Source organism: Streptomyces sp. NPDC090045 (assembly GCF_044747975.1).
Classification (GTDB): Bacteria; Actinomycetota; Actinomycetes; order Streptomycetales; family Streptomycetaceae; genus Streptomyces.
The window spans coordinates 439,401-450,412 of record NZ_JBIVFA010000006.1; the positions used below are offsets into that span (position 1 = coordinate 439,401).

General features: G+C 71.8%; 8 protein-coding genes and 4 tRNA genes. 9 read left to right on the top strand and 3 right to left on the bottom strand.

Annotation, left to right across the window (positions count from 1 at the left end; translation table 11 throughout):
• Window positions 1–28 precede the first annotated feature (28 nt).
• Window positions 29–763, top strand: a complete 735-nt coding sequence (locus ACIPYQ_RS19660; protein WP_401252686.1) for a DsbA family protein — start codon at window positions 29–31, stop codon at window positions 761–763.
• The gene (locus ACIPYQ_RS19665) at window positions 760–1,596 is read left to right on the top strand and encodes a cytochrome c biogenesis CcdA family protein (protein ID WP_401252689.1); all 837 of its coding nucleotides are present in this window, start codon (window positions 760–762) and stop codon (window positions 1,594–1,596) included. Before ACIPYQ_RS19660 ends, ACIPYQ_RS19665 begins: the two co-directional genes overlap by 4 nt.
• Window positions 1,597–1,633: 37 nt before the next feature.
• Here the strand turns inward: ACIPYQ_RS19665 and ACIPYQ_RS19670 are convergent.
• The 3 genes from ACIPYQ_RS19670 to ACIPYQ_RS19680 form a co-directional block, all read right to left on the bottom strand.
• Window positions 1,634–1,710 (bottom strand) — tRNA-Phe (locus ACIPYQ_RS19670).
• Window positions 1,711–1,732: 22 nt separating this feature from the next.
• A tRNA-Asp gene (locus ACIPYQ_RS19675) sits at window positions 1,733–1,806 on the bottom strand.
• 39 nt (window positions 1,807–1,845) lie between these two features.
• Window positions 1,846–1,918: transfer RNA gene (locus ACIPYQ_RS19680), tRNA-Glu, on the bottom strand.
• Window positions 1,919–2,046: 128 nt separating this feature from the next.
• On the opposite strand from ACIPYQ_RS19680, the gene ACIPYQ_RS19685 reads away from it, so the two are divergent.
• From ACIPYQ_RS19685 to ACIPYQ_RS19715, 7 genes are all read left to right on the top strand, one after another.
• Window positions 2,047–2,397: a metallopeptidase family protein gene (locus tag ACIPYQ_RS19685; protein ID WP_030726307.1), complete on the top strand. Its 351-nt coding sequence runs from the start codon at window positions 2,047–2,049 to the stop codon at window positions 2,395–2,397.
• Entirely contained in the window at window positions 2,394–2,894 is a 501-nt protein-coding gene (locus tag ACIPYQ_RS19690; protein WP_401252693.1) for a CrcB family protein, read from the top strand. The genes ACIPYQ_RS19685 and ACIPYQ_RS19690 overlap by 4 nt, the downstream gene beginning before the upstream one ends.
• Window positions 2,891–3,265, top strand: coding sequence for a fluoride efflux transporter CrcB (gene crcB / locus ACIPYQ_RS19695; protein ID WP_401252696.1), 375 nt, complete (start codon window positions 2,891–2,893; stop codon window positions 3,263–3,265). The genes ACIPYQ_RS19690 and crcB overlap by 4 nt, the downstream gene beginning before the upstream one ends.
• Before the next feature lie 94 nt (window positions 3,266–3,359).
• Window positions 3,360–3,926, top strand: coding sequence for a hypothetical protein (locus ACIPYQ_RS19700; protein WP_401252699.1), 567 nt, complete (start codon window positions 3,360–3,362; stop codon window positions 3,924–3,926).
• A gap of 267 nt (window positions 3,927–4,193) precedes the next feature.
• Entirely contained in the window at window positions 4,194–6,572 is a 2,379-nt protein-coding gene (locus ACIPYQ_RS19705; RefSeq protein WP_401252702.1) for a DEAD/DEAH box helicase, read from the top strand.
• A 142-nt stretch (window positions 6,573–6,714) separates the two neighbouring features.
• A complete protein-coding gene (locus tag ACIPYQ_RS19710) occupies window positions 6,715–9,258 on the top strand; it encodes an ATP/GTP-binding protein (protein WP_401252705.1) in 2,544 nt (847 codons plus the stop codon).
• A 76-nt stretch (window positions 9,259–9,334) separates the two neighbouring features.
• Window positions 9,335–9,407: transfer RNA gene (locus ACIPYQ_RS19715), tRNA-Lys, on the top strand.
• The last annotated feature ends 1,605 nt before the right edge of the window (window positions 9,408–11,012 follow it).

Here is an 11,012-nt window from a genome sequence, read left to right on the forward strand (position 1 = left end):
TCACCACCCGCAGCACTGGAGCACCCGCATGTCCTCTTCTTCCTCTTCCTCCCGTTCCTCCTCCCGCAAGCCCCTCCTGTACGCCGCCGGGGTCGCCGTCGCCGCGATCACCCTCGGCCTCGTCTCCTGGCAGGCCACCGCCCCCGCCGAGAAGAGCTCCGCCGGCTCCTCCGCCGCGGCCGCGCCCCGGACCGACCCGACCGCCGAGCTCAAGGCGCTGGCCCGCCGCGAGGCCGGCGACAAGCTCGCCGTCGGCCGCGCCGACGCGCCCGTCGTGCTGATCGAGTACTCCGACTTCAAGTGCGGCTACTGCGGCAAGTTCGCCCGGGACACCGAACCCGAACTGGTGAAGAAGTACGTCGAGGACGGCACCCTGCGCATCGAGTGGCGCAACTTCCCGATCTTCGGCGCCGACTCCGAGGCCGCAGCCAAGGCCGCCTGGGCGGCCGGCCGGCAGGACCGGTTCACCGCCTTCCACTCGGCCGCGTACGCCGACGGCGCGAAGGAGAAGGGCTTCGCCGCGCCGCGGCTCGTGGAGCTGGCCCGCGAGGCCGGCGTCCCCGACCTGGAGCGCTTCAAGGCGGACATGGCCGGCGAGCAGGCCGCGGCGGCCCTGCGGAAGGACCAGGAGGAGGGCTACCGCATCGGCGTCACGTCCACCCCGTCCTTCCTGGTCAACGGCAAGCCGATCGCGGGCGCCCAGCCCCTCGGCAACTTCACGGCCGCCATCGCCGAGGCCAAGGCCGCGGCGGCGAAGCAGTGACCGACATCGGATACCTGGCCGCCCTGCTGGGCGGCCTGCTCGCGCTGCTCAGCCCGTGCAGCGCGCTGCTCCTGCCGGCCTTCTTCGCGTACTCGATCGACTCCACCTCGCGGCTGCTGGCGCGCACCGGGATCTTCTACGCGGGCCTCGCGAGCACGCTCGTACCGCTGGGGGCGGCCGGCTCGTACGCGGGGCGGTTCTTCCACAGCAACCGCGACCAGCTCGTCCTCGCCGGCGGCTGGCTGATCATCGCGCTCGGGCTCGCACAGATCCTGGGCCTGGGCTTCGCCTCGAAGCGGATCTCGGAGCTGTCGGGCCGGATCCGGCCGACCACCGCCCTGTCGGTGTACGCGCTCGGCGCCGTCTACGGGCTGGCCGGCTTCTGCGCCGGCCCGATCCTCGGCAGCGTCCTGACGGTCGCGGCGGTCAGCGGCAGCCCCGTCTACGGCGGCCTGCTGCTGGCGGTCTACGCCCTGGGGATGGCCGTGCCCCTCTTCCTGCTGGCCCTGCTCTGGGAGCGGTTCGAGCTGGGCAGGCGGCGCTGGCTGCGCGGGCGGGCCCTCTCGGTGGGCCGCTTCGAGCTGCACACCACCTCGCTGCTGTCCGGGCTGTTCTTCATCACCCTGGGCGCGCTGTTCCTCGTCTACGACGGGGCGAGCGCGCTGCCGGGCCTGCTGGACGTGGACGACTCGTTCGCCGTGGAGCAGTGGGTCGGATCCGTGGCGGACGCGGTCCCGGACTGGGCGCTGCTCGGGCTGGTCGCGGCGGGCGCGTCGGCCGTCGGCCTGGTGCAGTGGCGCCGCCGCTCCAACCCCACGGGTGAGGCCGAGTAACGCAGGAAGGCCCCGTCCGATGGACGGGGCCTTCCGATGGTGGCTGGGGCCGGGGTCGAACCGGCGACCTATCGCTTTTCAGGCGATCGCTCGTACCAACTGAGCTACCCAGCCACGAAACCGTTTCCGGCTTCAGCGATCCTGACGGGACTTGAACCCGCGACCTCCACCTTGACAGGGTGGCGAGCTAACCAACTGCTCCACAGGACCTTGCAGTGTGCGAGACCAAGTCTTGCACACGGTAATGCGTACCCCCAACGGGATTCGAACCCGTGCTACCGCCTTGAAAGGGCGGCGTCCTGGGCCACTAGACGATGAGGGCTAAAGGCCCGCCTGGGCGCTTTCCAGCGCGTCGGGGACGTGAGAAGCATATGGGATCCGGGGAGCTATCGCCAAAACGGTTTCTCCCCCGCACGCGGGAGGCGCCCCCACCGGAGGGACAATGACCGGGTGCTGGAGATGACGCGCGAGGAGTTCGAAGAGCTCGTCGCAGAGGCGCTGGACCGGATCCCGCCGGAGCTGACGCGGCTGATGGACAACGTGGCGGTGTTCGTCGAGGACGAACCGCCCGCCGACGACCCCGAACTGCTGGGTCTCTACGAGGGGACTCCGCTGACGGACCGCGGCGAGTGGTACGCCGGGGTGCTGCCGGACCGGATCACCATCTACCGGAACCCCACGCTGCGGATGTGTGAGGACCGGGAGAGCGTGGTCGCGGAGACGGAGGTCACCGTGGTGCACGAGATCGCCCACCACTTCGGGATCGACGACGACCGGCTGCACGCGCTGGGATACGGGTGACCCGGCCGGACCCCGGGCCCGAGGCGATCGACCCGGACGTCGACCTGCACGTCCCCGCGCAGCGCGGGGAACCGCAGGGCCGGGTGCTCGTGGCGGTGGCGGCGGGCGGGGCCGTGGGGGCCACGGCCCGGTACGGGATCTCCCTGCTGTGGCCTGCGGGGGCGGGGGCCTTCCCGTGGGCGACCTTCTGGATCAACACGTCCGGGTGCGCGCTGATCGGCGTACTGATGGTGTTGATCAGCGAGGGCGGCCGGACCGCGCCCCATCCGCTGCTGCGCCCCTTCGCCGGGGTCGGCGTGCTGGGCGGCTTCACCACCTTCTCCACCTACGCGGTGGACGTCTCGCAGCTCCTCGACGCAGGGGAGGCGGGCACCGCGCTCGCCTACGCCGGGCTCACGGTGGCCGCGGCCCTGGGCGCGGTGTGGGCGGCGGCCTCGGCGACCCGGCTCGCGGTCGGTGCGGGCGGCGGGCGGCGGCCGCACCGGGCCGCCCGGTGAACTGGCTGCTCGTCGTGGTGGGCGCGGTCGTCGGGGCGCCGCTGCGCTACCTGACGGACCGTGCGGTCCAGGCGCGCCACGATTCCGTCTTCCCGTGGGGCACCTTCCTGGTCAACGCGGCCGCCTGTCTGCTGCTCGGGTTCCTGACCGGCGCGCTGCTCGCGGGAGCCTCCTCCGCGCGGCTGCAGCTGCTGCTGGGGACCGGGCTGTGCGGGGCGCTGAGCACGTACTCGACGTTCTCGTACGAGACGCTGCGGCTGGCCGAGCGCGGCCGGGGGTTCCTGGCGGCGGCGAACGTGGTGATGTCGGTGGTGGTCGGGCTCGGCGCGGTGCGCCTCGGGTCGCAGGTGGCGGAGCAACTGTTCGGCTGAGGGCGCCGAGGGCGTGTCCCTTGCGGGTCAAAGGGAGTTGGGCACATTGACCCGCTCATGCGGACTCTCACCCTCAGGCTCCGGAGGTGCCACCGTGCGCCAGTTGTCCGCTTCCCTCCGACTGGCCGTCACCGCGCTCGCGGTCGCGGCGACGGCCGGCTGCATGAGCGTCGGCGCGGACGCGGCGAAGCCCGGTCCCTCTTCCTCGGCGGACCGCCGGGGCGGCGCCGAGGCGGGCGGGTCCGTCTCCGGGCGCGGCTCCGGGGTGCACGGCAACGGGCACGGCGCGAAGGACGGCACCGGGAGCCGGGACGGCAAGTCCAAGGAGGACGGCAAGGCCTCCGGCGCGACCGGCGCCTCGCCCAGCCCGGGTGCGCCGAGCGGCCAGCCGGGCGTCCCCGCGCCGTCGGCGGGGCCGGGCGGCGGCGCGGGCGGGCAGGGTCCGCAGGAACCCCCGGCGGGCAGTCCGGGCGGCTCCTCCGGATCGGGTGGCTCCGGGGCCTCCGGCGGATCGGGCGGACCGGGCGGTTCCGGGGGTGGGCAGCAGCCGGCCAGCCCGACCCCGAGTGCGCCGGCCACGATTCCCCCTGTGACGGAACCCACGCCGCAGTCGTCGAGTCCGCAGCCCGAGCCCACGACCCAGCCGGCGCCGCAGCCGTAGGGCCCGTCGCGGGTTCCGGGGTCTGGCGGGCTGCACCGGGAAAGGGCGTCTTCGCAGGTCAGAGGCGTTTCGACCGAAGCGACTTGCCAGACCCCGGGGAGGGTGCGTATGGTTATAGATCGTTTGATCCCATTGCCCGGCGCCGAATCCGAAGAGCGCCGTGTGGCGCGTACTCTCCCTAGCCGTGGCTGACCGCATTGAGGCGGTCGATTTGCGATTCACGGAGTTTGGGCGCGTGCCGAGACTCCGGAAGGTTTCGCATTTCGCATGTCCATTTCCAGTTCTGACCGTTCCGTCATGCCCGAGAACGACTCCAACGAGATCGTCGACGCCGAGGCCCTTGTGGTCACCGAGGCCATCGAGGCCGCAGAGGCCGACGAGATCATCGAGGCCCTTGAGGCCGACGTGACGAACGGTGAGTCCGTCGAGGACTCCATCGACTCCGACACCGACTTCGACGGTGACGACGACGCCGACGCCGAGCCCTCGATCACCTTCGGAGACCTCGGTCTGCCCGAGGGCATCGTGCGCAAGCTCGCCCAGAACGGCGTCACCGCCCCCTTCCCGATCCAGGCCGCGACCATCCCGGACGCCCTGGCCGGCAAGGACATCCTCGGCCGTGGCCGCACCGGCTCCGGCAAGACCCTCTCCTTCGGTCTGCCGACCCTGGCCTCCCTGGCCGGCGGGCACACCGAGAAGAAGAAGCCCCGCGCGATCATCCTCACGCCGACCCGTGAGCTCGCGATGCAGGTCGCGGACGCCCTCCAGCCCTACGGCGACGTGCTCGGCCTGAAGATGAAGGTCGTCTGCGGCGGTACCTCCATGAGCAACCAGATCTACGCTCTGGAGCGCGGTGTCGACGTCCTCGTCGCCACCCCGGGCCGTCTGCGCGACATCATCAACCGTGGCGCCTGCTCCCTGGAGAACGTCCAGGTCGCGGTCCTCGACGAGGCCGACCAGATGGCCGACCTGGGCTTCCTGCCCGAGGTCACCGAGCTGCTCGACCAGATCCCCGGCGGCGGCCAGCGCATGCTCTTCTCCGCCACCATGGAGAACGAGATCGGCACCCTGGTCAAGCGCTACCTGTCCAACCCCGTCACGCACGAGGTCGACAGCGCGCAGGGCAACGTCACGACCATGACGCACCACGTCCTCGTCGTGAAGCCGAAGGACAAGGCGCCGGTCACGGCCGCCATCGCCGCCCGCAAGGGCCGCACCATCATCTTCGTCCGCACCCAGCTGGGCGCCGACCGCATCGCCGAGCAGCTCGTCGAGGCCGGCGTGAAGGCCGACGCGCTGCACGGCGGCATGACGCAGGGTGCCCGTACCCGCGTCCTCGCCGACTTCAAGGACGGCTACGTCAACGCGCTCGTCGCCACCGACGTCGCCGCCCGCGGCATCCACGTCGACGGCATCGACCTGGTCCTCAACGTGGACCCGGCCGGCGACCACAAGGACTACCTGCACCGCTCGGGCCGTACCGCCCGTGCCGGCAAGTCGGGTGTCGTGGTCTCCCTCGCCCTGCCGCACCAGCGCCGCCAGATCTTCCGCCTGATGGAGGACGCGGGCGTCGACGCCTCGCGCCACATCGTCCAGGGCGCCGGCGCCTTCGAGCCGGAGGTCGCCGAGATCACCGGTGCCCGTTCGCTGACCGAGGTCCAGGCCGACTCCGCGAACAACGCCGCCAAGCAGGCCGAGCGCGAGGTCGCCGAGCTCACCAAGCAGCTGGAGCGCCTGTCGCGCCGTGCCGTCGAGCTCCGCGAGGAGGCCGACCGCCTGGTCGCCCGCTCCGCCCGTGAGCGCGGCGAGGACCCGGAGGCCGCTGTCGCCGAGGTGGCCGAGGCCGCCGAGGCCGAGGTCGCGGCTGCTGCCGCCGCCGCTGCCGCCGAGCTGGCCGCGCAGGAGCGTCGCGAGGAGCAGCGCGCCCAGCGCGACGACCGCGGCAACTTCGAGCGTCGCGACAACCGCGGTGACCGCGGTGGCGACCGTGGCGGCTTCCGCCGTGACGACCGCGGCGACCGCGGCGGCCGTCCGTCCGGTGGCTTCAACCGTGACGACCGTGGTGGCTTCCGCTCCGGTGGCGACCGTCCGTCGGGTGGCTTCCGCTCCGGTGGCGACCGTCCGGCCGGTGGTGGCTTCCGTCGCGACGACCGTCCGTCCGGTGGCTTCAACCGCGATGACCGTGGTGGCGACCGTGGCGACCGTGGTGGCTTCCGCTCCGGTGGCGACCGTCCGTCGGGTGGCTTCCGCTCCGGTGGCGACCGTCCGGCCGGTGGCGGCTTCCGCCGCGACGACCGTCCCTCGGGCGGCTTCAACCGCGACGACCGTGGTGGCGACCGTGGCGGCTTCCGCCGCGACGACCGTCCGTCCGGTGGCTTCCGCTCCGGCGGCGACCGCCCGGCCACGGGCAACGGCACGTACAACCGTGACGACCGCCCCTCCGGCGGCTTCCGCTCCGGCGGCGACCGTCCGTTCAACCGCGACCGTCGTGACGACCGTCCCTCCGGTGGCTTCCGCTCCGGCGGCGCCGGCGACCGTCCCTACGGCCGCCGCGACGACCACCGTCCGTCCGGCTCCGGCTCCGGCTCCACCGGCGGCTTCGGCGGCCGCCGCGACGACAAGCCGCGCTGGAAGCGCAACGGCTGACCACAGCTGAGCTGAACCCCTGAGAAGGGCCCGTACGACACCCGGTGTCGTACGGGCCCTTTCTCGTTCCCGAGGCGCGGACGCCCGCCGATACGATCTTCACGGCAGTAGGGGACTGCCGGTCCAGGGGAGGGACATTTCCATGATTCGTACGCGCAAGAGATCCGCGAGGACCGTCGCACTGCTGGCGGTCTCCACCGCCGTGGCCGCAGGGACGCTCACCCTTCCGGCGGGGTCGGCGTCGGCCGCCCCGGCCGCGGGCACCGCGGCCACCGCGGGTGCGGGCGAGCTCGTCCTGCCCGCGGCGCAGCGCCGCGTCCCGCGCGCCACGCGCATCCTCAAGGCGGGGGAGACGGGCCTGCTCCTCGCCCAGGAGGGCGACGACCGGCTCCTGTGGATCGACTACGCGACCGGCGCGCAGACGCCGCTGGCCACGCGCCTCGACTCCAAGCCGGTCTACAACGTCGACTCCGGCTACTTCGAGTCGCCGCCCTTCAGCTTCGAACCCGGCCACTACGGCGCCGGGTCCGACACGGTGGCCCTGTACTCCGCCGCCCCCGCCCCGCACGTGACCCTGCAGAAGGCCGCCGGCGAGCCGGTGGCCGACCTCGCGATCCCGGAGGGCCGGACCTACGTCGGCACCTTCGGCGACACCGTCGTCACCGTCACGGGCGAGCGCTCCACGCCCACCGGCTACCACCTGCTGAAGGCGGGCGGAGCGGGCGGAGCGGGCGGGGCCGTGACGGACACGCAGGTGACCGGATTCCCCGCCGGGGCGCAGCTCGCCGGGGTGACCGACGGCGACGCCACGTCCCTCGTCGTCCGCTACACGCTTCCGGAGCCCGCGGACTCCTCGCCCCGCTGGGCCCTGGTCGACCTGGGAACCGGCCTGGCCAAGGCGCTGCCCGACCGGCCCTTCCCGGACGACCCGTGGGAGGTCTCCGACTTCCGGCTCGCACCGCAGGGCCTGATCCGGGTCCGCGAGGGCCGGCGGCAGATGGAACTGCTGGACCGCGCCCACCCCGAGGCCGGGCCGACCCGTACGGTCGACACCTCGGTCCTGGGCCAGGCCGAGTACGCCCGGCTCGGCAAGGACACGCTGCTGGGCATGGACTCGTACGCGGGCGGCGCCGGCAACGATCACATCGGCTCCCTGCTCTTCGGCTTCACCCCGGACGGTGTGGTGCGGGTGGCCCTGCCGTCGGCGCGGGCGCAGCTGGTCACCGCCCCCGACGGCTCGGTGCTGACCGTGGGTACGACCTCGGAACTCGCCCACGGGGACATCGACTGGGCCGTCCAGCGGATCGTCCGGGCGGCGGGCAAGGGCGACGGGGCCGAGGCGATCGAGGTCAAGCGCGTCGCGAAGATCGCGCCCGTCACGGCCTCGGTCTACGGCCTGGCGCTCGGCAGCGGCATCCTCAACACCGCGGACAACAGCACCAACTACCTGCCCGCCGACGTCATCGGGGCCTTCCGCACCACCCGCCTCGGCGCGGGCGGCAGCCCGAGGGCCCTGTCGGTGACGGTGGACCGTCTCGTCAGCGGCAGCGACGCCGACTGCAGCGGCTGGGACCGCAAGCGTTGCCTGGAGATGTTCTCCGCCGGCGACGGCAACCACGGCCGCCGCCGGCCCACGGAACAGGGCGGCACCGTCCTCTACCGCAGCGGCTCCGCAGACTGGGGCCCCCGGGTCACCACGGGCGACTCCTCGCCGCGCCTCGCCGACCTGTCGGGCCGCTTCGGCGTGGTCGACGGCGCGAGCTCCGGCAAGCAGCAGATCGTGGAGTTCAAGGAGCCCGACTCCGGCGCCACGCTGATCAACCGCTCCCGGGTCGCGGCCGCGGTGTGGGGTTCCACGCTGTGGAGCGGCTCGGCGACGGACGGCACGGTCACCCGGCAGACGCTGCCCGGCGGCGCCGCGCAGCCGGTGTTCAAGACCCAGGGCGACTGCGTGCCCTCCGAGATCCAGGCCGTCGGCCGCTGGGTGTACTGGGCCTGCCCGTCCGACTGGGGCAAGCCGGCCGTCAGCGGTCTCTACGACCAGGTCTCCGGCCGTACCGCGCCCGCACCGGCCGGGACGGTGCTGCTCGGCGACAACCAGCTGGTGCGCCACCCCGAGGGCAAGGGGCTCGAACTGCACGACCTGAGCGCGGGCCTGCCCACGGGCGGCGCCGGTCTTCCCACCCGCGTCCTGGTGACCGAGGCTCAGCTGGGGGCGTCCACCGGCCGCCGCACCGGCTGGACGGTCGACCGCTTCGGCGGTCACGTGGCCTACGTGGACGACGCCGAGCGCGTCCACATCCTGCCGACGGGGGTCGCCCCGTCCCCGATGTCGGTGATCGACTCCCAGCCGCCCGCCGGCGTGGTGGACCTCAAGACCGTGGCGAAGCAGCCGTGGACGGGCAAGTGGTGGCTGTCCAAGCCCGCGGCGTCCTGGAAGCTGACGATCCGTAACAAGGCGACGGGCCGGTCGACGGTCGTCGCCCACGGCACCGACGCGCGGGGCGCCATCTCGGCCTCGTGGAACGGGAAGGCCCCGGTGGGGACGCTGCTCTTCCCCGGCGACTACGAGTGGAAGCTCACCGCCGTACCGGCCGACGGCCAGGGCGGCGAGTTCAGCACCTCGGGCCCGCTCACCCTTGCCGGCCCGACGGCCGGGAAACCCCGCCCGAAGCCGCTGAACTGACGGCGACAGGCCGGTCGGTCGATACCCGATCGGCTGACCGGCGCGGTCCGGCTATGCTCTGGGGTGAGCACCCGGAGGGCCATTAGCTCAATTGGCAGAGCAGCGGACTTTTAATCCGTTGGTTGTCGGTTCGAGTCCGACATGGCCTACTGCTCGCAGGCGGGGGTCAACCCCTCTGACCTGCTACTGAGCGCCCCACCCGGTTTCGGCCAGGTGGGGCGCTCAGTCGTTTCCGGGCCCGTACGTGAGCGGACGGCCCGGGACGGGGCGCCATCCCGCCCTACGAGACGGGCTCGCGCGGTACTGGCCGTGTCTCCAGCGCAGCTTCGACGGCCTCTACGGCGTCCGCGAGGTGGCGGTGGATCCGCGTCGGGAGTCCCCCGCCGTAGTGGGAGCCCCAGTCGGGAGACAGCGTGCCGAGGCACTCGCATCCGCCCATGAGAAGACTTCGGCGCTCATGACGGCCGTGACGGACAGCTCGAAGTCGGCGGCCGGAATCCCCGGGATGCGGGTGACAGGGGCCGTCCAAAAGAGCACGGCCAGAAGCTTCGGACGGCGTTCGCCGACAAGCTCGGCGGCCTGGTCGAGGACCGGGAAGCCACTGCACGTGCCCAAGGCGCGATGGCGTTGAGCGGGGCCACCCGGCAGGCCCAGTCCGCATACGGGGCCTTGCTGGACGCGGAGGCAGTGCCTGATGGCCGCCATCCCCCCTTGCTCTCGCCGTGTTCGGCCTCGGCGCTTTCCTCGGTGCGCTGTTCACCGGGAAGCTCCATGCGATCGGCCAGGCCTACGCAGCCTTCAAGCAGAACGGTGGCGGAGCTCCATAGACCCATCGTGGTGCGAGACGGGGCCGGGACTTGACACGGCGGAGCACACCGAACTCCCCTGGACGCCGTGCCTCCAACCAACCATGCCGACTCCTCTTCTGGCGGGTCCAGCACCGGAGGCGGATGTGCCGGCATAGTCACTCCCCATGCCTTTCGCCGACGCCTGGCGCAAGGGGCGTCGGCGAATGAACTGCCTTTCCCTGCAGCGGCGTTAATCTGGGACCTTGGCGCTCCCGATGGAAGCGGACATCCCGTTTTCGGTCTCACCGCCACCGTTGAGTCTTTCAACCCCGGCGGGCGTAGCCGTAGAAGGCTGCCCCCATGTCGGATAGGTATTTCGATGCTCCTTTGGGCACTGAAGGCCCGATCTTGGCACATCGAAAACTTGCCATCCTGTCCTAATTCCCTGGCTTCTAGAGGATCTTGGCTGTCATGATGGCCTGCTGGGCGCTGGGAGGTGCCCGTTTCCTGGGGAGGGGCTATTGATGCGATGGCGCATGCGTAGAACTCGTTTGACAGTAGTAGGGTTGGTGACGCTTTCCCTGCTGGGTAGTGGAGTTGCCCCGAGTGTCGCAGCGGAGTTATCCGAGGCCGCGAAGGCTGTCGTCTCGTCGGCTGGGTGGGCGGGCTTGGCTCGTACGTCAAAGCCGCTGGTACCCACCCAGGGGATGACACAGGAGGAGCGGCGAAGGCAAGTCCAGCAGGACGGGATGTTGGACCGTCTGCCTTCGCGGATCCGGCAGTCGGAGGCAGTGCGTGCGGCGGTCGCCAAGACGTCGGATGACAAAGCACAAGAACAGGTGGTACGCCTCCGTAAGGGGCAAGTTCCTAAGAGCTCGTAACACGATCATGAATCGTGTTTCTTGAGGCGTCTCCAGCAGATGAGACTGCAGGCGAGGGAGACGAACGCGTCGTGGAGTTCGGTGC

Coding starts and splice junctions, on each gene's coding strand:
- ACIPYQ_RS19660 (WP_401252686.1), top strand. CDS start 29: ATGTCCTCTTCTTCCTCTTCCTCCCGTTCCTCCTCCCGCAAGCCCCTC.
- ACIPYQ_RS19705 (WP_401252702.1), top strand. CDS start 4,194: ATGTCCATTTCCAGTTCTGACCGTTCCGTCATGCCCGAGAACGACTCC.
- ACIPYQ_RS19710 (WP_401252705.1), top strand. CDS start 6,715: ATGATTCGTACGCGCAAGAGATCCGCGAGGACCGTCGCACTGCTGGCG.